At 65.3% G+C, this 21,031-nt stretch carries 20 protein-coding genes and 1 pseudogene; 20 read left to right on the forward strand and 1 reads right to left on the reverse strand.

Annotated features, from left to right (window positions below):
* Positions 1-210: 210 nt before the first annotated feature.
* The 4 genes and pseudogenes from BAC01S_RS35495 to BAC01S_RS08765 form a co-directional block, all read left to right on the forward strand.
* Positions 211-351, forward strand: a pseudogene (locus tag BAC01S_RS35495) (YbaK/prolyl-tRNA synthetase associated domain-containing protein); the annotation flags it as partial.
* A 188-nt stretch (positions 352-539) separates the two neighbouring features.
* Positions 540-1,694 carry a CaiB/BaiF CoA transferase family protein gene (locus BAC01S_RS08755; RefSeq protein ID WP_027794428.1) on the forward strand — a complete coding sequence of 385 codons (1,155 nt, stop codon included), beginning with the start codon at positions 540-542 and terminating at the stop codon, positions 1,692-1,694.
* A gap of 163 nt (positions 1,695-1,857) precedes the next feature.
* The gene (locus BAC01S_RS08760; RefSeq protein ID WP_027794429.1) at positions 1,858-2,607 is read left to right on the forward strand and encodes an electron transfer flavoprotein subunit beta/FixA family protein; all 750 of its coding nucleotides are present in this window, start codon (positions 1,858-1,860) and stop codon (positions 2,605-2,607) included.
* A 21-nt stretch (positions 2,608-2,628) separates the two neighbouring features.
* Complete coding sequence (locus BAC01S_RS08765; RefSeq protein WP_027794430.1) at positions 2,629-3,600, forward strand: electron transfer flavoprotein subunit alpha/FixB family protein; 972 nt, start codon at positions 2,629-2,631, stop codon at positions 3,598-3,600.
* Positions 3,601-3,837: 237 nt separating this feature from the next.
* Here BAC01S_RS08765 and BAC01S_RS08775 read toward each other — a convergent pair whose 3' ends face one another.
* A complete protein-coding gene (locus BAC01S_RS08775) occupies positions 3,838-4,761 on the reverse strand; it encodes a LysR family transcriptional regulator (RefSeq protein ID WP_027794431.1) in 924 nt (307 codons plus the stop codon).
* A 111-nt stretch (positions 4,762-4,872) separates the two neighbouring features.
* On the opposite strand from BAC01S_RS08775, the gene BAC01S_RS08780 reads away from it, so the two are divergent.
* From BAC01S_RS08780 to BAC01S_RS30695, 16 genes are all read left to right on the forward strand, one after another.
* Positions 4,873-5,733 (forward strand): intradiol ring-cleavage dioxygenase, encoded by an 861-nt coding sequence (locus BAC01S_RS08780; RefSeq protein WP_027794432.1) that lies wholly within the window; start codon positions 4,873-4,875, stop codon positions 5,731-5,733.
* A 57-nt stretch (positions 5,734-5,790) separates the two neighbouring features.
* Positions 5,791-6,117, forward strand: a complete 327-nt coding sequence (locus BAC01S_RS30680) for a Dabb family protein (protein WP_043201673.1) — start codon at positions 5,791-5,793, stop codon at positions 6,115-6,117.
* 45 nt (positions 6,118-6,162) lie between these two features.
* Positions 6,163-7,521 (forward strand): amidohydrolase family protein, encoded by a 1,359-nt coding sequence (locus BAC01S_RS08790; protein WP_027794433.1) that lies wholly within the window; start codon positions 6,163-6,165, stop codon positions 7,519-7,521.
* A 42-nt stretch (positions 7,522-7,563) separates the two neighbouring features.
* Complete coding sequence (locus BAC01S_RS08795) at positions 7,564-8,460, forward strand: NAD(P)-dependent oxidoreductase (protein ID WP_027794434.1); 897 nt, start codon at positions 7,564-7,566, stop codon at positions 8,458-8,460.
* Complete coding sequence (locus BAC01S_RS08800; protein WP_245616543.1) at positions 8,457-10,070, forward strand: sugar ABC transporter ATP-binding protein; 1,614 nt, start codon at positions 8,457-8,459, stop codon at positions 10,068-10,070. The genes BAC01S_RS08795 and BAC01S_RS08800 overlap by 4 nt, the downstream gene beginning before the upstream one ends.
* Complete coding sequence (locus BAC01S_RS08805) at positions 10,063-11,025, forward strand: ABC transporter permease (RefSeq protein ID WP_084168390.1); 963 nt, start codon at positions 10,063-10,065, stop codon at positions 11,023-11,025. The genes BAC01S_RS08800 and BAC01S_RS08805 overlap by 8 nt, the downstream gene beginning before the upstream one ends.
* Positions 11,022-11,999: an ABC transporter permease gene (locus tag BAC01S_RS08810; RefSeq protein WP_052408715.1), complete on the forward strand. Its 978-nt coding sequence runs from the start codon at positions 11,022-11,024 to the stop codon at positions 11,997-11,999. Before BAC01S_RS08805 ends, BAC01S_RS08810 begins: the two co-directional genes overlap by 4 nt.
* A gap of 33 nt (positions 12,000-12,032) precedes the next feature.
* Positions 12,033-12,908 (forward strand): NAD(P)-dependent oxidoreductase, encoded by an 876-nt coding sequence (locus BAC01S_RS33265; RefSeq protein ID WP_169740110.1) that lies wholly within the window; start codon positions 12,033-12,035, stop codon positions 12,906-12,908.
* 59 nt (positions 12,909-12,967) lie between these two features.
* Positions 12,968-13,561 (forward strand): malonic semialdehyde reductase, encoded by a 594-nt coding sequence (locus tag BAC01S_RS08820; protein WP_027794439.1) that lies wholly within the window; start codon positions 12,968-12,970, stop codon positions 13,559-13,561.
* Positions 13,562-13,599: 38 nt separating this feature from the next.
* Positions 13,600-14,658 carry a maleylacetate reductase gene (locus BAC01S_RS08825; RefSeq protein ID WP_027794440.1) on the forward strand — a complete coding sequence of 353 codons (1,059 nt, stop codon included), beginning with the start codon at positions 13,600-13,602 and terminating at the stop codon, positions 14,656-14,658.
* 78 nt (positions 14,659-14,736) lie between these two features.
* Positions 14,737-15,699, forward strand: a complete 963-nt coding sequence (locus BAC01S_RS08830; RefSeq protein WP_027794441.1) for a sugar ABC transporter substrate-binding protein — start codon at positions 14,737-14,739, stop codon at positions 15,697-15,699.
* A 57-nt stretch (positions 15,700-15,756) separates the two neighbouring features.
* The gene (locus BAC01S_RS08835) at positions 15,757-16,038 is read left to right on the forward strand and encodes a YciI family protein (protein ID WP_027794442.1); all 282 of its coding nucleotides are present in this window, start codon (positions 15,757-15,759) and stop codon (positions 16,036-16,038) included.
* Positions 16,039-16,401: 363 nt separating this feature from the next.
* Positions 16,402-17,469: a porin gene (locus BAC01S_RS08840; RefSeq protein WP_027794443.1), complete on the forward strand. Its 1,068-nt coding sequence runs from the start codon at positions 16,402-16,404 to the stop codon at positions 17,467-17,469.
* 437 nt (positions 17,470-17,906) lie between these two features.
* The gene (locus BAC01S_RS35045; RefSeq protein ID WP_027794444.1) at positions 17,907-18,431 is read left to right on the forward strand and encodes a GlcG/HbpS family heme-binding protein; all 525 of its coding nucleotides are present in this window, start codon (positions 17,907-17,909) and stop codon (positions 18,429-18,431) included.
* 42 nt (positions 18,432-18,473) lie between these two features.
* Positions 18,474-19,685, forward strand: a complete 1,212-nt coding sequence (locus BAC01S_RS08855; protein ID WP_027794445.1) for an acetamidase/formamidase family protein — start codon at positions 18,474-18,476, stop codon at positions 19,683-19,685.
* Between the two features lie 32 nt (positions 19,686-19,717).
* Positions 19,718-21,010 carry an MFS transporter gene (locus BAC01S_RS30695; RefSeq protein WP_043201678.1) on the forward strand — a complete coding sequence of 431 codons (1,293 nt, stop codon included), beginning with the start codon at positions 19,718-19,720 and terminating at the stop codon, positions 21,008-21,010.
* Positions 21,011-21,031: the final 21 nt, after the last annotated feature.

The raw sequence follows: 21,031 nt of genomic DNA on the forward strand, positions 1-21,031 counted from the left end.
CCCCAAAAACAGCAAGACGAATCGCCCGCATCCGCTTGCGAAACAGCTGAACGGCCTCGGCGAGGAAGGTCAAGCGTGACCCAGGGCGTCACGCCCACCATGAGCCGGCCCTCTACCGGCCGCGTGACCGTTCGAGGTCCATGTGCGCGCGTTCGAGCTGATTGAGGACGAGCCGTGCATGCGTGAGCAACACCTTGCCATGCTCGGTGAATTCGCGAGAACCCGGAAATCGCGTTTAATGCCGGCCGGCTGGATCGATCAGTCATCCTCGATTCAGAGGACTATGTGCGTGTCGCGCATCCCATGCTGGCGGACATCATCCAGAACGAGACCGCTTCTTCCGAGCAATAGTCGATCGACCGGCGCGTGTTGGGCGCTTTCGTTCAGACCCGACCTCCGCTCCACCCAAAAAGGGTGGTCATTCTCCCCCCCGGCTCTGCTCTACTGGTCCACTGGCACGGGCGCATTCTCGCTCGGGACGGAACGCGTCGGCATAGGCCAAAATCAAAATTATCCAGAGCAGACAGGAGGAGAGCGGAATGGGCGCACTGAGCGGTATTCGCGTGCTGGAGTTCGAAGCGATCGGGCCGGGGCCGTTCGGCGCGATGTTGCTGTCCGACATGGGCGCAGACGTGCTGCGCATCGACCGGCCGCAGGCGCCGGACGATCTCGGGCCGAAGACGACGGGCAAGCGGGTCAACGTGACGGGGCGCGGACGCCGCTCGGTCACGCTCGACCTCAAGCAGCCCGCCGCGATCGAAGCGGCGCTGGAGCTGATGGGCGAAGCCGACGTCGTGATCGAGGGCTTTCGTCCCGGTACGATGGAGCGGCTGGGGCTTGGCCCGGACGAGGCGCTGGCGCGCAACCCGAGGCTCGTCTATGGGCGCATGACCGGGTGGGGGCAGACGGGGCCGCTTGCCGCGCGCGCGGGTCACGACCTGAATTACATTGCCCTGTCCGGCGTGCTATCCGGCATCGGGCGCGCGGGCGAGGCGCCCGTGCCGCCGCTCAATCTTGTCGGCGACTATGGCGGCGGCGGGATGCTGCTCGCGCTCGGAGTCGTCGCTGCGCTGCTCAACGTGCAGCGCGGCGGCCAGGGCCAGGTGGTGGACGCGGCGATGATCGAAGGCGCCGCGCAGCTCGGCGCGGTGGTCTGGGGGCTGCTCGCATCGGGCAACTGGCGCGAGCAGCGCGAAAGCAATTTGCTCGATGGCGGCACGCCCTGGTACGACAGCTATCGCACGAAGGACGGCCACTATATGTCCGTTGGCGCGGTCGAATCGCGCTTCTACGCAGAACTGATCGCAAAGCTGGGTCTCGCCGGCGCGGATCTGCCGAGGCAACATGATCGCAGCGGTTGGCCCGTTCTGCGCGAATGCTTCGCTGCCGCATTCTCCACGCGCACGCGCGACGAATGGTGCGAGATCTTCGAAGGCAGCGATGCGTGCGTCGCACCCGTGCTCACATTTTCGGAGGCGCCCGCGCACCCGCAGCATCGCGCGCGGGAAAGCTTCGTTGAAGTGGCGGGCGTCGTGCAGCCGGCGCCGGCGCCGCGTTTTTCCGCTACGCCTTCGTCCATTGGCGGTCCTGCGCCCGAGCGTGGCGAACGCGGTCTCGCCGCATTGCGCGACTGGGGTTTCGACGAGGAGGCGATCGCGCGTCTGCGCGATCGGGGGCTCGCTTACCGGGATTAAGCATGACCGACGGGACCGGATCTCCGGTCCCGTCGCTTTTTGCGCGGGTGCCGCGCGTCCACCCGACATGGGGGGTGTCACGTCCTTCGGCCCGGCTTACCGTATCGAGGAACCGAACTATCCGAACATGTAAGCCAGAGCTTGAAGAGAAAAGGAGACGATCTTGAGGATATTGGTTGCAGTAAAACGCGTCGTGGACGCGAACGTGAAGGTGAGCGTCAAATCGGACGGAACGGGCGTCGACCTGGCGAACGTGAAGATGTCGATGAACCCGTTCGACGAGATCGCTGTGGAAGAAGCGGTACGCCTGAAGGAAACCGGCGTGGCGACCGAAGTCGTGGCGGTGTCGGTGGGCGTGGTGCAGGCGCAGGAGACGCTGCGTACGGCACTGGCGATCGGTGCGGACCGCGCGATCCTCGTCGAGGCGGGCGACGGCGTCGAGCCGCTGGGCGTGGCGAAGATCCTCAAGGCGCTTGTGGACAAGGAGCAGCCGCAGCTGGTCATTCTCGGCAAGCAGGCGATTGACGACGACTCGAACCAGACCGGCCAGATGCTCGCCGCGCTGGCGAACCTGCCGCAGGCCACCTTCGCTTCGAAGGTCACGGTGGCGGACGGCAAGGCAACGGTGGCGCGTGAAGTGGATGGCGGCGCGGAAACGCTGTCGCTTACGCTTCCGGCCGTGGTCACGACGGACCTGCGCCTGAACGAGCCGCGCTACGTGACGCTGCCGAACATCATGAAGGCGAAGAAGAAGCCGCTGGAGACGATCAAGCCCGAAGACCTCGGCGTGGACGTTGCGCCGCGCCTGAAGACGCTGAAGGTGGCCGAGCCGCCGAAGCGCTCGGCCGGCGTGAAGGTGCCGGATGTGAAGACGCTGGTCGAGAAGCTGAAGACCGAAGCGAAGGTCATCTAAGGGTTCAGGGAGCACAACGAAATGACGATTCTGGTTATTGCCGAACACGACGCCCCGAAGGAAGCCCCCTTGGGGGGCAACGCGTCCATCAAGGCCGCGACGCTGAACACCGTGGCTGCCGCGCTCGCGGTTGCCCAATTCGTTGGCGGCGACGTGCACGTGCTGGTGGCGGGCCACAACGCGCAGGGCGCGGCGGATGCCGCAGCGAAGATCGCCGGTGTTGCGAAGGTGCTGCTGGCCGACGCGCCGCAGCTTGAGCAGGGCCTGGCGGAAAACGTCGAAGCGACGGTTATCGCGATTGCAAAGAACTACTCGCACATCCTCGCACCGGCTACGGCTGCGGGCAAGAACGTCGCGCCGCGTATCGCTGCGAAGCTGGACGTGGCGCAGATCAGCGATATCACGGCGGTCAATAGCGCGGATACGTTCGAGCGCCCGATCTACGCCGGCAACGCGATTGCGACGGTGCAGTCGAGCGACCCGATCAAGGTGATCACGGTCCGCACGACAGGCTTCGACGCAGTTGCAGCCGAAGGCGGCAGCGCGAGCGTCGAGAAGATCGAAGCCGCAGCCGACAGCGGCCTGTCGCAGTTCGTGAGCCGCGAAGTGACGAAGCTGGACCGTCCGGAACTGACTTCGGCATCGATCATCGTCTCGGGCGGCCGGGGTCTCGGTAGCGGCGAGAATTATACGAAAGTGCTGGAGCCGCTGGCCGACAAGCTGAACGCGGCGCTGGGCGCCTCGCGCGCGGCGGTGGACGCGGGCTACGTGCCGAACGACTACCAGGTGGGTCAGACCGGCAAGATCGTCGCGCCGCAGTTGTACGTTGCGGTGGGCATCTCGGGTGCGATCCAGCATCTGGCCGGGATGAAGGACTCGAAGGTGATCGTGGCGATCAACAAGGACGAAGAAGCGCCGATCTTCAGCGTGGCCGATTACGGCCTCGTGGGCGATCTGTTCACGCTCGTGCCGGAACTGGTCGGCACGGTTTAATGACGTCGTTCGGGGTCTCCCGTGGGACCCCGAAATCGTCCATCATCCCGCTTGCTGTTCCGTGCCGGAAGCCTTCTTCATCTCCAGGTCCTGCAACTCGCGCCAAACGATCTTTCCCGTTGCCGAGCGCGGCAGTCTCTCGACGAACTGCACGATACCCGGATTCGGCCGGCGAGAGAGGCATGTCGGCCGTGAGCGGCATGGCGATCATGCGGGCGCGGCCCATCGCCTGCCGTTTCAGGGCCAGCGTTGCGTCCAGCGCCGCTCGTACTCCATGGCGTCGAAGTGCGCGACCAGGAAGTCGATGAAGGCGCGTACCTTCGACGGCACGTACTGCCGGTTCGGATAGGCCATGTTGATCTTCAGGCGGGGCAGATCCCAGTCGTCGACGACAGGAACGAGCCGGCCGGCCACCACGTCGTCGTGGATGATGTAGATCGGCTGGATGACGATGCCAAGGCCGCTCAGCCCCGCCTTGCAGATCACCTGGCCTTCGTTCGATTCGAGCGTGCCGCTGATCTTGACGGTCTGGGTCGCGGCGCCTTTCGTGAACGAAAGCTCGTGCGGATTGTTGGCGAGCGTATAGATGAGAAATTTATGTCCGGCGAGCTCGTCGAGCGCGCGCGGCGTGCCGTGGCGCGCGAGATATTCGGGCGAAGCGGCAAGAATGCGCCGCGTTTCCGCGAGGCGCCGGATGACGAGCCCGGAATCCGCTTCGTGCTCGCGCGTGCGGATGGCCAGATCGATGCCGCTTTCGATCAGGTCGAAGTAGCGGTTGGCCGCCGTGATGGCGACCTCGAGCTTCGGATAAAGCGCCGTGAACTGCGGCAGCAACGGCGCGAGGATCTGCGAGCAGAACGAGACCGATCCGGTCAGGCGCAGCGTGCCGACGGGGCTCAATAGCGCGGAACCCACCCACGCTTCCGCTTCCTCCATTTCCGAGCGCATGTTCCGGCAGCGCCGGTAGAACTCCTCGCCCACCTCCGTGAGGAACAGGCGCCGTGTGTTGCGCTCCACGAGCCGCGCGCCAAGGCGCTGTTCGAGATTGGCGAGGTGCCGGCCGGCCGCCGAGGTCGAAAGCCCCAGCACCTCGGCGGCCTTCGAGATGCTGCCGCGCTCCGCGGTTTCCACGAATAGCTGGACTTCCACCCACTTGTCCACGTTTGTCTCCGGTTTCCCGTCACGCGGGATTTTGTTTCCCGGCAGCGGGCTTTTTCACCGGCGGACGGTCGACTATATTTTGTCTCAAAGCGGATAAACATGGGAGACAACATGCGTAACGTCGACGAAGACAGCATCACCCAGATCGTGCTCGCTCGCCACGCCAATGCGAGCGACCGGCGCCTCAAGCAGATCATGACCAGTGTGGTTCAGCACCTGCACGCTTTTGCGCGCGACGTGGAGCTGACCGAGGAGGAGTGGTTCAAGGGCATCCAGTTTCTCACCGACGTCGGGCATATCACCGACGACAAGCGCCAGGAGTTCATCCTGCTATCGGATACCCTGGGTCTTTCCATGCTGGTCACGGCGCTCAATAACCGCAAGCCTGCCGGCTGCACCGAATCCACCGTGTTCGGACCGTTCTTCGTCGAGAACGCGCCCGAGTACGAGAACGGCGACGACGTGGGCAACGGCGCGAAGGGCGAGCCATGCTTCGTCAGCGGGAAAGTGACGGGCCTGGCGGGCGAGCCGGTGCCGCACGCGCGCGTCGAAGTCTGGCAGGCCGATTCGGACGGCTTCTACGACGTGCAGTACGAGGGGCAGGCGGAAAACAAGGGGCGCGGAACGCTGCGCAGCCAGGAGGACGGCACCTTTCACTTTCGCTCGATCACTGCGGAGTCCTATCCCATTCCTCACGACGGTCCCGTTGGCCGCATGCTGAAGGCGTTGGGACGTCACCCATGGCGGCCGGCCCATCTCCACTTCATGATCGAGGCACCGGGCTACGAGCGTCTGATTACCCATGTGTTCCGCGACGGCGACCAGTATCTCGACTCCGACGCCGTCTTTGGCGTGCGGTCGTCGCTGATCGCCGACTGGCATCGCTACGAATCCGGGACGGCGCCGGACGGCACGGTCATGGAAACGCCCTTCAGTACACTCGATTTCACCTTTGTGCTCAACCGCGCCTGAGGCGGTCGAGTCCGTATCCAGTCCATACTTATTCGCACTCCCTGGTAGAGTCATTCGATGATCAAACACATCGTGATGTGGAATCTGAAGGGCGACACGCCCGACGAGAAAGCGCGAAGCGCGGAGCGGCTCAAGCGCGCGTTCGAAGGGCTGGTCGGCAAGATCCCCGGGCTGCTGCACATGGAAGTGGGCGTGGACATGAGTGCGGTCGACTATGCGTGCGATGTCGTGCTGTATTCGGAATTCGATTCGCACGAGTCGCTGGCGGGTTATACCGTGCACGCCGAGCACCTGCGGGTGAAGGCCGAGCTCGGCGACCTGCGCATTGCGCGCCATCAGGTGGATTATCAGCCGGCGCCGCACGCGAGGCCTGTGGCGGCATGAGCGCGATCCGGCCATAGCCGGACGCGCAACTGGAGGAGACAGAAGATGGTACGCAAACTGATCCGGGGCGGCTACGTCGTCTCGATGGACGCCCGTGTCGGCGCGGGCGAGTTCGACGTGCTGATCGAGGAGGACCGCATCGCCGCCGTCGCGCACGACCTGGCCGCCGACGACGCGGAGGTCATCGACGCGCGCGGCTGCATCGTTCTGCCGGGGCTCGTCAATGCGCATATGCACACCTGGCAGACGGCGCTGCGCGGTATCGCTTCGAACTGGACCTTGCCGCAGTACTTTCGCAGCGTCCACGCGGGGCTGGCCACGCTGTTCACGCCCGACGATCTCTACATCGGCACGCTGGCCGGCGCGTTGAATCAGCTCGATTGCGGCACCACGACACTCGGCGACTGGTGCCACAACAATCCGACGCCGGAACATACCGACCGCGCCGTCGACGGACTCGTCGAGTCGGGCCTGCGCGCCGTGTTTCTGCACGGCTCGCCGAAGCCGGACCCGAAGCCCGGGCAGCGCCACTTCAGCGAGATCGAGCACCCGCGCGCGGAAATCGAACGCCTGCTGAAGTCGCGATTCACGAGCCGCGAAGCGTTGACGACGCTCGGCATGGCGATACTGGGCCCGCATTATTCGACCTACGAAGTAGCGGTTCACGATTTCCTGCTGGCGCGCGAGCATGGCCTGATTGCGAGCATGCACTGCGCCGGTCTCGATGCGAAGACGCCCGACGGCTGGGAGCGCCTCGCCGCAGCGGGCCTGCTGGGCCCGAACACGAATGTCGTGCACGGCAACAACCTCAGCAATCACCAGTTGCGCCTCATGCTCGACCGCGGCGTCACGTTCTCGCTCGCGCCCGAGACCGAAATGCTGCAGGGGCATGGACATCCGATCACGGGGCGCCTGCGCGACGCCGGGCACGCGCCGTCGCTAGGCGTCGATCTCGAATCGGCGATTGCCGGCGACATGTTCACCGTCGCGCGCGTGGCCCTGGCTTCGCAGCGCGCGCTCGACAACGCCGCGGCCCGCGCGGAGAACGGGCAACTGCCGTTCACCTCCACGCTGACCTGCGAGGACGCGCTGGGCTGGATCACCGTGCGGGGCGCCGAAGCGCTCGGCCTCGCGGACCGGATCGGTTCGCTCACGCCGGGCAAGCAGGCCGACGTCGTCGTGCTGCGCGCGGATACGCTCGGCATGCGCCCCTTGCACGATCCGGTCGCCACGGTGGTCATGCAAGGCAGTGCGGCGCACGTCGACACCGTGCTCGTGGGCGGCGCATACCGGAAGCGCCACGGCCGGCTGCTTTATCCGCATCTGGCGCGCCGGCTCGATGCGCTCGAAGCCTCGGGGCGGCGCATTGCGGCAGGCCTCAACGAACGGCTCGCGACGCATTGACGTGCGGCCGATTTGATCGATTCTCTTTTCAGGAGCGAATCCATGAACGATGCGCAGCCGGCCGTTCGCGCCGGGTTCATCGGAATCGGCAACATGGGGTTGCCGATGGCTACGAATCTGCTCAAGGCCGGTTATCCGGTCATCGCCTGCGACCGCGCGAGCGACCGTCTCGACGCGATCGTGTCGCGCGGCGCGGCACGCGGCGGCTCGATTGCCGAAGTCGCGCGCGAGGCCGATGTCGTGTTCACGTCCTTGCCCAACGACGCCATCTTCCGCAGCGTTGCGCTCGGCAATGACGGCGTGATCGCCAACCTGCGCGAGCGCGCGATCTACATGGACACGAGCACGGTCTCGCCTGCCGTGTCCGCGGAGGTGGCGCGCGCGGCGGACGAGCGCGGCGTGCGCTACCTGCGCACGACGGTGTCGGGCAACGGTGTCGTGGCGGCGGCAGGCGCGTTGACGGTGATGGCGTCGGGGCCTCGCGATGCCTACGAATGCGTGCTGCCGCTGATTCACGCGATAGGGCGCCGGGCGTTTTACCTGGGCGTTGCCGAAGAAGCGCGGCTGATGAAGCTTGCCGTGAACCTCATGATCTCGGTTTCGGCGGGCATGATCGGCGAAGCGCTCACGCTCGGGCGCAAGAGCGGCCTCGACTGGAGCCAGATGCTCGAGGTGCTCGCGTCGAGCCACGTTGCCTCGCCGATGGTGCTGTACAAGGCGCCGCCGCTCAAGGAGCGCGATTTCAGCTCGACCATGTCCGCGATCACGCAGACCAAGGACGTCGATCTGATTCTCGACTGCGCGGCCGAAAGCCACGTGCCGCTTCATCTGACCTCGGCCGTGCGCGGACTGTTTCAGGGGCTGATTTCGACGGGCGGCGGCGAAGAGGATTACATCGCGCTGGTCAAGCACGTCGAGATGCTCTCGGGGGTGGCATGAACGCGAATCCCGGCAATCTGATGGCGCTGCGCAGCCGGGCCCCGGATGGCGGCACCGCGCAGGCGGGTGACGCGGCACGCACGGAAGCGTCGCGGAACGGCGCCGAAGCCGCGGGCACCGGCCACGCCTTGCTCGAATTGCATGGCATTGCCAAACAGTTTCCCGGCGTGCGCGCGCTGGACGGCGTGACGTTCGCCGTCCATGCCGGCGAAGTGCACATGCTGCTGGGCGAGAACGGCGCGGGCAAGTCGACGCTGATGAAGGTGATGAGCGGCGTGTATCGCGCCGACGAAGGCACCTTCCATCATCGTGGCCAACCGGTGCAGATCCAGTCGCCGAAGGATGCGCAGGCGCTGGGCGTGGCGGTGATCTACCAGGAGTTCTCGCTGGTGCCGCATCTGGACATTGCGCAGAACATCTTTATCGGCCGCGAGTTCAAAGGCCGCTTCCCCGGCACGATCGACAACGCGCGCGCTCACACGGAAGCGAAGAAGGTTCTCGATCTGCTCGGCTTCGACTGCGATACGCATACGCCGGTCGAACGGCTCGGGGTCGCGCAGCAGCAGATGGTGGAGATCGCGAAGGCGCTTTCTCAGCAGGCGCGCATTCTCGTGATGGACGAGCCCACGGCGCCGCTTTCGGAACGCGAGACCGAGAATCTCTTTCGCGTGATCCGCATGCTCAAGCAAGAGGGCGTGGCGATCGTCTACATCTCGCACCGCATGAGCGAGGTGTTCGAACTGGGCGACCGGATCACGGTCTTGCGCGACGGCCGGATGGTCGGCGCGGCGCGCCCCGCCGAAACGACGCCGGCCGAACTCGTGCGCATGATGGTGGGCCGCGACATCGATCTGACCTACGCGCGCCGCTTTTGCGAGACGCCGGGCGCGCCCGCGCTCGCGTTGCGCGGCGTGCATTCGCCCAACGGCATTCGCGACGTGAATCTGGTCGTGCACGAAGGGGAGATCGTCGGCCTCGCGGGGCTCGTGGGATCGGGGCGCTCGGAGGTGGCGCGCGCGGCGTTCGGCATCGATCCGGTGAGCCGCGGCGAGGTCGAGGTGTTCGGCCGGCCGCGCCGCGGCGAGCCGCACGAGTCCGTGCGGCTGGGCATGGCGCTGATTCCGGAAAGCCGCAAGCACGAGGGGCTGGCCGTCACGCGGTCGGTGGGCGACAACCTGATGCTGTCCGGTCTCGGCAAATGCTTTCCGGGCGGCTGGTTCCGTCCGCAGGTCGCGAATCAGATGGCGCGAGACAGGATCGCGGAGCTGCGCATCGCGACGCCGACCATCGGCCGCCGCACCGCGTTTCTGAGCGGCGGCAACCAGCAGAAGATCGTGATCGGCAAATGGCTCGCCACCGGTGCGCGGCTCTTCATCTTCGACGAGCCCACGCGCGGCATCGACGTGGGCGCCAAGTCCGAAATCTTCGCGCTGATCGGCCGGCTCGTGGAGGAGGGCGCGGCGGTCCTGCTCATCAGCTCCGAATTGCCGGAGATCGTTCACGTGTGCGATCGCGCGTACGTGATGCGCGAGGGCACGGTCGCCGGGCACCTGACCCGCGATCAGCTCTCCGAAGAAAACCTTCTCGCTCTGGGGATGCACGATGCGTAACTTACAGCTTGCGGCCGGGCCGCGCGCGTGGATCGCGATGCCGGCCCGCCTTCCCGGCGTGGCGTGGATGATGGCGGCGATGTTCGTGCTGTTCGCCGCATTGAACCATGAGTTCGCCGGCTTCGCGAACCTCGTCAATATCGGCTCGCAGTCGTCGATCCTGCTGCTCATCGCCTTGCCCATGACCTTCGTGATCCTGACTGAAGGGATCGACGTTTCGGCCGGCGCCGTCGCGGCCGCGGCGAGCGTGGCGCTCGGCTGCGTGATGCAGGCGGGCGAGCACACATGGTTGGGTATTGCCGCGGCAATCGGCATGGGCGCGTTGTTCGGCCTCGTCAACGGCACGCTGATTGCGTGGCTGCGCCTGCCGCCGTTCGTCGTCACGCTGGGCACGATGGGCATGGCGCAAGGTCTTGCCCTGTTGATGAGCGGCGGACAGAGCATCACCGGCATCGGCACGGCGATTCCGCTGCTCTACAACGGCGCCGTGTTCGGCGTGCCCGCGCCGCTCGTCGTGGCGGTGCTCGCGTATGCGCTCCACCACGTGCTGATGTACCGCAGCCGCGTTGGCATCTATGTCCGCGCGATTGGCGGCAATCCCGAGGCGCTGCGCTTCGCGGGCGTTTCGGCGCGTGCCTGGCAGATCGGCGTCTACACGTTTGCCGGCGCCATGTTCGGCATCGCGGCGGTCCTGCTTACCGCGCGCATGAGCACGGTGCACCCCACGGCTTCGCTCGGGCTCGAGTTCGACGCCATTGCCGCCGTGGTCGTCGGCGGCACCTCGTTCGAGAAGGGCAAAGGCGGCCTGCCGGGCACCGTGCTGGGCGTCCTGACCATCGGCATGCTGCGCAACGGGCTCGACCTGCTCGGCGTGCCTTCGTCCGTGCAGGTGTCGTGCATCGGCCTGCTCGTGCTGTTCGCACTCTTCGTCGAAGGATGGAAGTCACAATCATGAACGCACTCCTTACGGTTTCCAGCCGGTTGCGGCCCGGCGAGAACATCTCGAAGGCGGCTTCGCGGATCGCCGCCGTCGTGCTGGTCGGGTTCGCGCTGTCGCTGGCCTCCGACGCATTTCTTACGTCCGGCAACCTGCTCAACGTGCTGCGTCAGACCAGCCTTCTGTTCCTGATGGCTTCGGGCCTTACGCTCGTGGTGCTGACCGCGGGAATCGATCTTTCGATCGGCGCCAACGTCGCGCTCTCGGCTTGCCTCGCGGGCAGCGTGATCAAGGCCACCGGTTCGCCGCTCGAAGGCGCCGTGGTGGCGCTGGCGTGCGGGACACTGATCGGATTCCTGAATGGCGTGCTCGTCGCGCTGCTGCGCATGCCGTCGTTCATCGCCACATACGGCATGATGTGGCTCATCAACGGCCTGACTTACTACTACATGGCCGGCAATACGATCTACGGCTTCCCGCACGGTTTCCGGCAGCTTGGCAGCGGCTACTGGTTCGCGATTCCGGTGCCGGTTTATCTCATGCTGATCTTTCTCGCGCTGGCGGCGCTGTTCGCCGGGCGCACGATCTATGGTCAGCAGGTCTATGCGATCGGCTCGAATCCGGTTGCCGCGCGCTTTTCCGGCGTGCCGGTCAAGCGCCGGCTCGTGCTCGTGTATGTGCTGAGCGGTCTCATGGCGGGCCTTGGCAGCCTCGTTTTCCTGGCACGCCTGAATTCGGCCGAGGGCGATATCGGCGAGCCGTTGACGCTGCCCGCCATCGCAGCGGTGCTCATCGGCGGCACCTCGCTCTTCGGCGGTATCGGCACGCCGTACGGCACGCTGATCGGCGCGTTGCTGCTGACGCTGGTGCTCAACGGACTGAACCTGCTCAACATCGACGCGAACTGGCAGCCATTCGTCACGGGCGCGATCATCATCGTCGCCGTGCTGGTGGACTCGTTGAGCCGCCGCCGGCAGGAAGCGCGTGCCTGAAGCGATAGGGCGGCACACGAGGAGGCTATGGGAATGGAGCAAGGAGCGATGATGAAAGAGGCCTTGAAAGAGGTGGTGTGGCTGGGCGGAACCGGCAAGGAGACGTTGAAGGACAGCGTGGCCGGCACGCTGGGCGTGCGCGTGCAGGCGGTGTTTGGCGGGCAACCGGACGTGCTCGTCACCGACGTGGAAAGCGAGGCGGCGCTGCGTGCGCTGCTGCTCGGCGAGGATGGACTGCTGAATGTTGAGCGCAGCGGCATGCTGCTCCTCGAAATGAGCCACATTGGCGAAGCGCTGTCGCGCGAGATCGCCGCCGCCGCGAGCCGGGCGAATGTCAGTTACCTGCGTGCGCCACTGACCTTTGGGCCAAAAGCGGGGCCAAAAGCGGGACCAACAGTGGGGCCAGCGGCGGCGGAGACCAGCGTCTGCACGGCGATGGTCAGCGGGCCGCGCAACGTGTTCGACGACGCCCAGGCACTGCTCGGCGCGATTGCCACGCATACGGTCTGGCTGGGCGACGAAGAGCAGGCGCGCGCCATGACGCGCGTGCTCGACGTGATGACGGGCGTCTCGATGGCGATGTGGGCCGAGGCGCTGGTGTTTGGCGAGGCGGTGGGTCTCGACTGGCAGGCGATGCTGGACGTCATGGCCACGAGCGCGATCGGCTCGCCCGTTATCCAGGCGCATAGCATGCCGCTGGCCGCCCGTGAGTTCAGCTCGCCCGAGGCCTGCGAGCAGATGGCGGCGCGGCTGGGCGACGCGCTCGCGCACGGCAAGACCACGGGGACCGTGCTTACGCTCACGGGCCTCGCTCACCAGATGTATCTCGGCGCGGTACGGCACGGCTACGGCAACACCGGCATCACGGCGGTCGTGCCGTGGCTCGAAGCGACCGCCGGCGTGCGATAACCGGGCTGGACCGCGAGCGCGCCGCACAACCTGTTCAACGATGTTCGAGGATGACAACGATGTCGAAATCCCTGCCTGAAGAGACGCTGGATACCCTGTTCCGCACGGCCCGCACGCAAAACGCGTGGCTCGACAAGCCCGTCAGCGACACGCAGCTGCGCGCCCTTTATGAACTGGCGAAGCTCGGCCCGACGAGCATGAATACCTCGCCCGCGCGCTTCGTGTTCCTGCGCACGCCCGAGGCGAAGGAACGGCTGCTGCCGGCGCTCGCGCCGGGCAATGTCGACAAGACGCGTGCGGCGCCCGTTTGCGTGATCGTGGGCTACGATCGTCGCTTTCACGAGCGGCTTGGCGAACTGTTTCCACATCGCCCGGATGCCGGCGCCATCTTCGCGGGCAAGACGGAGCTGATCGAAAGCACCGCGTTTCGCAACAGCAGCCTGCAGGGCGCGTATCTGATCGTCGCGGCCCGCGCGCTAGGCCTCGATTGCGGGCCGATGTCGGGCTTCGACGCGAAGAAGGTCAATGACGAGTTCTTCCCGGAGGGCGACGTCACGGTGAACTTCCTCTGCAATCTCGGCTACGGCGATCCGGGCAAGGTGCTCGGGCGCCTGCCACGTCTCGCGTTCGACGACGCCTGCGCGCTGCTGTGATCGACGTATCCGCCGCTCTTTCAACAGGTGAGAAGGCCATGCAGACATCGTTTGTGTATCAGGCATTGCCCACCCGCGTCGTTTTCGGGCGCGATACGGCCGCCACGCTGCCCGCCGAGGCCGACCGCCTCGGCCTGCGGCGCCTGCTCGTGCTCTCGACCCCGGAGCAGGCGCCGCTTGCCGCGCGCATGGGCCAGCTGCTGGGCGACAGGGTGGCAGGCGCGTTCCACGGCGCGACCATGCACACGCCCGTCGAGGTGACCGAGCGCGCGCTCGAGGTCGTGCGGGATCGGCAAGCCGACGGCGTCGTCGCCGTGGGCGGCGGCTCGACCACCGGGCTCGGCAAAGCCATCGCGCTGCGCACGGACCTGCCGCAGATCGTGCTGCCGACCACCTACGCCGGATCGGAAATGACGCCGATTCTCGGCGAAACGGAAAACGGCCGCAAAACCACGCAGCGCGGCCCGAAGATCCAGCCGGAGGTGGTGATCTACGACGTGGATCTGACGCTGTCGCTGCCGCCGCTCATGTCGGCGCTTTCGGCATTCAACGCGATCGCGCACGCGGCTGAGGCGCTTTACGCACCGGACGTCAATCCGATCGTCGCATTGATGGCCGAGGAGGGCGTGCGCGCGATCGTCGAGGCGCTGCCTCAGGTGATGCGTACACCTGACGATCCCGATGCGCGCGCCGGGCTCCTTTACGGTGCCTGGCTATGCGCCTGCTGTCTGGCCACGACGACGATGGGCCTGCATCACAAGCTCTGCCACACGCTGGGCGGCATGTTCGATCTGCCTCATGCCCAGACCCACGCGATCGTGTTGCCGTATGCCCTGGCATACAACACGCCGTTTGCGCCCGAGGCGATGGCGAGGCTTGCGCGCGCGATGGGGACGGACGACGTTATCGGGGCGTTGCTGCGCCTCGAGCACGAGTGCGGGATACCGCTCGCATTGCGTGACATCGGCATGCCCGAGGCCGGTATCGAGCAAGCCGTCGCTCAGGCACTGGCCAATCCGTACGCCAATCCGCGGCCCGTGGAAGCCGGGCCGCTTGCGGATCTTCTCGGACGCGCCTGGCGCGGCACCGGCGTTTGAAGGCTCGCGCCGCGTAGTGCAGCGCGAGGCAACGGCTTCATCGCATCAATCCATAACGGAGACACAGGAGACACACCCATGATTCGTATTCCTCTGAAATTCGCGCCGATGCTCGCCCTGGCCTTGTGCGCCACGCTCGCGCATGCCGATGGCGAGAATATCGCCGTGTTCACGAAGAATCTGACCAATCCGTACTTTCAGAGCGTGCGGCTCGGTGCAGAAAGCGCGGCGAAAGCGATGCACGCCAACGTTACGAACTATGTGCCCACGAAACCGGACAGCATTCCCGAGCAGATGAGCCAGATCGACGACGTGATCGTCAAGCATCCGAACGCCGTCGTGTTCGTTCCGGTGGACTTCAAGGCCATGGGCCCCGGCGTCCAGAAGCTGAACGCCGCGAAGATCCCGACCGTCAACATCGTGGACAAGTCGCAAACCGGCGACTTCGTGAGCTTTGTCGGGGCGAGCGACTATCAGCTCGGGCTGCAGACCGCGCGGTATCTGTTCAAGTCGATGGGCGGCAAGGGCAACATCATCATTCTCGAAGGCGTGCGCGGCACGGCAACCTCCGACGAGCGCATGCGCGGCTTTCACGACGCCCTCAAGGAGGCCCCCGGGGTGAAGCTGCTGAGCGCCCAGCCTGCCAACTATCAGCGCTTGCAGGCGCTGCAGGTCATGGAGAACCTGCTTCAGACCTACCCCAAGGTGGACGGCGTGCTCGCGGCAAACGACGCGATGGCCATCGGCGCGCTCGACGCGCTCGACGGCGCGAACCTGCACGCGAAGGTGGCCGGGATCAACGCGAGCAAGGAGGCGGTGGATCTCATCAAGCAAGGCAAGATGCTCGCGAGCGGCGACTATTCGGGCTTCAAGCAGGGGTGCATCGGCGTGATGGCCGCGCTGCGCACGCTGCGTGGCCAGCCGGTGCCCAAGGACATCGCCCTGAAGACCGAGGTGGTGACGGCCGAAAACTACGCGTCGTATGATGTCGCGCCGGAGAAGGAAGTCTGCCCGACGTGGGCGCAGGCAACCGGCGAATGATCTTGCATGCCGGAAGCACCGTGCTTCCGGCAATGGTTTTTTCATTGAGGATTGCTCATGCATTTCGTCGTCTATTGCCTCGACCATCCCGGCATGGTCGAACGGCGTCTCGCGCACTATGAAGCGCACAAGAGCTGGTTGCAGACGTCTTCGCTGCGCACGCTGATCTCCGGGCCGCTGACCGAGCCGGACGGCACCATGATCGGCAGCTTTTTCCTGTACGAATCGGACGACATCGAAGCCGTCCGGAAATTCGTGTTCGCGGATCCCTTCAACCAGGCGGGCATCTGGAACACGATCGAGATCCGGCCGTTCGTCAAGCGCGTCGATAACCGCTGAGCGGCGCGACCTTCGTTTCCTCCCTCTGCTCTTGCCGCCGGTGCGTCCTGTACCGGCGGCCTGCCACCATGCCTCCACGGTGATGCTTGCCGCGCTCGCCGAACCCGGCGCAAGCGTCAATCGGGGTATTCCTTCGACTTCCAGCCAGGCCGCGTATCGCGCGCTCGCGGGCTCATCCGTCGGTTCGAGAAATTCAGGACGATTCGACAAGCCGGCGATCGTTTGGGTCAGTGATCTTCGCGGCCCCGGCGATATATTGACGCCAACTTCACGGCGGCGGTAACGCCATCGGCTCGCCCGTCCAGCAGGTTTCACGAAGCAGGTCATTCACTAAATATTACGTAATGCGAATGGAGACGAAGGATGTACAAGAAGCTGATTGTCGCGCTTTCGGTTTGTATCGTGACGGGGGAGGCCTGCGCTCAGTCGAGCGTCATGTTGAGCGGCATTATCGACGGCGGGCTGAGCTTCACGAACGGAGTGGGGACCACGGACAAAAATCAATGGGGCTATGGTCAGGCGAACCTCGTGGTTAGCCGGATCATTATCTCGGGCGTGGAGGACCTGGGGGGCGGCACATCGGCGCTCTTCAAGCTCGAGTCGGGGTTTCTGCCGGGCATGGGGAAGATGACGAATATGGGCGAGCCAGCGTCGCAAGGCAGCATTCTCTTCGATCGCGGCGCATGGGTAGGCCTGAAACAGGACAATCTCGGCACCCTCTCGCTGGGGCATCACTACACCCCATTCATTGAAGTGCTCTATCGCTCGGACGCCAGCGGCTTCGAAGATTTCGGCTCGACGGCGAATACCGCTTTTCAGACACGCACCGGCTTTAACGGCTTTCAATATAGCTGGGCGAACAATTCGGTGAAGTATCAGTCGCCGACGTTCTACGGGCTGAGCGGCAGCGTGCTGAACAGCTTCGGCGGCGGCGCCGGCGACTTCCAGAACGAACGCGAAGTGTCGGCGGCGCTCTACTACACCTTGGGGCCTGTTTCGTTGAATGCCGGCTACATCGACGGGAACGACCCGACTGGGCTGACCGACGCCACGGTCGCGCGTGCCTATGCCGTGTTTCTGGGGTACACGGGCGGCACGTTCAAGGCGAGCCTGAGTCTGGAGAACTTCAAGGACCCGGCTATCGGAAGCAATCAGTTCTACTATTCTCTCGGCGGACGCTGGGATATCACGCCGGCCTTCCGGCTCGTAACGGACTACACGTACCTCGCCGACCGCCAGAACAGCGAACGCAATGGCTGCCTGTTCAAGCTCGGCGCGCACTATCTGCTTTCGAAGTCGACCGACCTCTATCTGGAAGGCGGACTCACGAGAAACAACTCGCTGGGCACGCTGGGGGTGGCGAGCACGGCACCCGCAAGCCCGGGTATCAACCAGCGTTCGGTCGTGACGGGCATGGTTCACTACTTCTAATGCTTTGATCCGGCTATCTTGCGCCCGCATCGTTCGACACATCCCGGCTCGCCGATGCAACCGCGACCGCGCGAGCCTGTTGTTCACCGGGGCATTCCATTCAACGGCACCTGAACTCCTTGGACAAGCTGAACTCGTCCTGCTTGTTTTCGAAGGCATACGAGCCGTCGCGCGTGAATTTCGTCATCCGGGAAGCTGTTGTCCGAAACCCGAAAGCGATTGACCGACCCATGGCGACCTCGCTCATTAACATGCGTGGGCATAAGGAGGCCGTGAAAGCGAGGGCATGTAAATGATCGGACTGGATGGTAAACGCCGGGGCGATTCGATCAAGTCCAACGCGGCCCGGGAACTTAAGCTCTTCGGTAGTGCGAAAACCAACGTTTATTCAATCGGAGGCGATTCTGAAACGCGCAATTCAACTCTCCGCGCTTGCATTGGCGACTTCGGCCGTGCTGGCTGTGCTTTTAGCCGGCGGCATCGCGCATGCCGATGGCCCGGCCTCCACGGTGTCAGGCGCGTCGACGGTAGCGGGCGAAACGATCAGTTCCGCCACTTCCATGAAGTTGCTGGAAGTCGCGACCGATGCGGCGCGCGCGCACGGTCTTGCACTGAGTTTCGCGATCGTGGATCCCGCCGGCCATCTGGTGGCGGCGGTGCGTATGGACGGAGCGCCGTTCGCGAGCCTCGACTTCGCGCGCGGTAAGGCTTACGCCTCGGTCGCATTGGGCGGGCAGTCGGGGGCGACGCTCGAGCAGCGCTTCAAGGACAACCCTTCGGAGTACACAAACATGGGCGGCGCGGGTTATTACGCGCCGTTCCTGCCGGCCCGCGGCGCCTTGCCGATCTTCATCGGAGGAAAGCTGGCCGGCGCGCTAGGCGCGAGCGGCGCGCCGTCCGATATCGACGAAGACGCCGTGAAGCGCGCCATCGAATCCATCGGCGCCTCGGCGACCCGCTAGGGCACTGCGCTGCGCGGCGCGACGCCATCATCAGGAAGAGACATGAAAAACGAAAAGACCATGGGCGATCCGGCTCGTGCATCGGGCAGTGTTGCTGCAGGCACATCGGCGGAGTCGTTCGATGCAACGGCCACGTGCCGCCGCATGCTGCTGAAATTGGGCGCAAGCGCTTTTGCGGCAGGCGCGTTGGGCGTGCCCCTCGTCGGGCGCGCGCAAGGTAATGGCCTCGCTGTGGGTTCCGCAACCGGCGATGTCCCGACGACAGGCGGCAAGGTCGTGAAACTCGTGCCTTCCCACGACACGGTTCGCGTCGGACAGATGGAGCCGGGCGTGCCGGCCGCCGTCACGATCCAGTCGGGCGATACCGTCTGGTACGACGGCACCTGGACGAACTGGGGCAACGAAGCGAAGTACGGCATGACGTTCAAGGAACGCGAGCCGATCCGCAAAAAATATCCGAATGGTGCGTTCTCGCTGATCGGCCCGGTGGTGGTCGACGGTGCGCAGCCAGGCGACCTGATCGAGTGCCGCATGCTGAAAATGCGGCCGATCGACTGGGGATGGAACTCCGCGCCGTCGGGTGTCGGCGCATTGCCGCACGATTTCAAGCCCTACCTGCGCTATCTGAAGTTCAACGACGAACGAACGTCGGCCTCCTTCGTTCCCGGCGTCGACATTCCGCTCAGGCCGTTTCAGGCTTATCTGGGCACCCAGCCTCCGGGCGACGCACCCGTGAGCGCGAATCTCGCAGGCGGCTATGGCGGCAATCTCGATTGCGCCGTGCTCAGCGTCGGCACCTCCGTGTTCCTGCCCGTCCAGGTGGCGGGCGGCCGGGTCTGGACCGGCGGCTCGATGGCCGCTTCGGGCGAAGGCAACGTCGATCAGACGTCCATCGAATCGGCCTTCGAGGAGATGCGGATCCAGTACGTGCTGCACAAGCAGGCCGCACTCAAGGTGCCGATGGCCGAGACCCCCGACGCATGGGTGGGCTTCGGTTTCGCCGACACGCTGGATAACGCGCTCGTCGCCTGTCTGCGCCAGATGATCGGCTGGCTTTCTTCGGCAACCGGCATCGAGCCCGTGGATTGCTACGGCATTTTCAGCGTCGCGGGCAGTTTCCGCGTGACGCAGTACGCGGACCAGACCGGCACCGTCTACGCAACGATTCCGCCAAAGGGCATTCATTGCCTGTTGTCGAAGCGGGTTTTCACGGCGGAGATGCTGCAGCGCATCTCCACGTACACGCGCAGCTAAGCCGTGCTCAAGCACCACAAGGAGTCGCATTGATGACCACGGATCCCAACGCGCGCGCGTTCGCAGGCGAGCACGGCACGCGTCGCGCCATTGCGCTGCTCGTCTGCTTTCTGGTAATCGTTCTGGACGGGTTCAATACCACGTCCATCTCGTTCGTCGTTCCGCGTCTTGCTCACGACTGGCATCTCGTGCCCGCCCTGTTCACCCCGGTGTTCGTCGCGACCAACGTGGGGGCCGCGCTGGGCTTCGTCGTTGCGGGGCCGCTCGTCAAGCGGTTCGGGCAGCGCACCGCCGGCATTGCCAGCGTGATCGTGTTCGGCGAATTCACCGTCGTCACGGTGTTCGCTTCGAATGTCGCGGTGTTGTCGGCGTTGCGCCTGATTGCGGCCATCGGTCTTGGCGCCGCGCTGCCCATCGCCATCACCGCTTCGGCGGCGATCATCGGCCCGAGGCACAAGGTTGCCGCGTCGCTGCTCGTCACGACCGGCATGTCGGTTGGCGCGGTCGCGGGCGGCGTGACGGGCGGCCCGCTCATGGCGCACTTTGGCTGGCAGTCGATTTTCCTGGCGGGCGGTCTGTTGCCTTTCGCCGTCGTGTTTCCGTTCTACCGGATTCTCACGGCCGGCACGGCGCAGGGCGAGACGGCCGCCGCGGAGCCGGCGCATGGACACGGCCGCGCCGGCACGCTCAAGGCATTGTTCGACAACGGGCTCGCCGCCTATACCTGCCTGCTGTGGCTGTTCTCGTTCCTGATCTTTATGGATGTCTACGCATTGCTGTTCTGGGTGCCGACTTTGCTGCCGTCGTTCGGATTCGCGCCCGAACGCGCTTCCGCAGGCATGGCGGCATTCAGCATGGGCGGCCTGAGCGGCAACATCCTGATGACCGCGGCCGTCACGGCGATGGCGCTCGCCGGACGGGTGCGCGTGAAATCCGCTCTGATGCTGGGGATCGTGCTCGTGATCGCCAGCATCGCCGCGCTCGGCCGTGCCACGCTCGACGAGGCCGCGGTCCTGCTGACGATCGGCGTGATCGGCGCGGGACTCGTGAACGGCATCATGGGCCAGACCGCGCTCGCCGTTGCCTTCTATCCGCCGGAAACGCGCGCCATCGGCGTCGGCTGGGGGCTGGCCATGGGGCGCGTGGGTTCGTTTGTCGGACCCGCGATCGGCGGTGCGTTGCTCTCGCTCGGCTGGCCGGCGCGCGACATCGTGCTCACGGCCATCGTTCCGGCGGTCGCCGCCATGCTGACGCTCGGCGCGCTCGCCATTGCCGGGCGCGGCGCCGGACACTTTCCCGCCACAGAAGCGCTGGCGCGGCATTAACGCCGGCGCGTTCTTCTTTCC

Source organism: Paraburkholderia acidipaludis NBRC 101816 (assembly GCF_000684975.1).
Lineage (GTDB): Bacteria > Pseudomonadota > Gammaproteobacteria > Burkholderiales > Burkholderiaceae > Paraburkholderia > Paraburkholderia acidipaludis.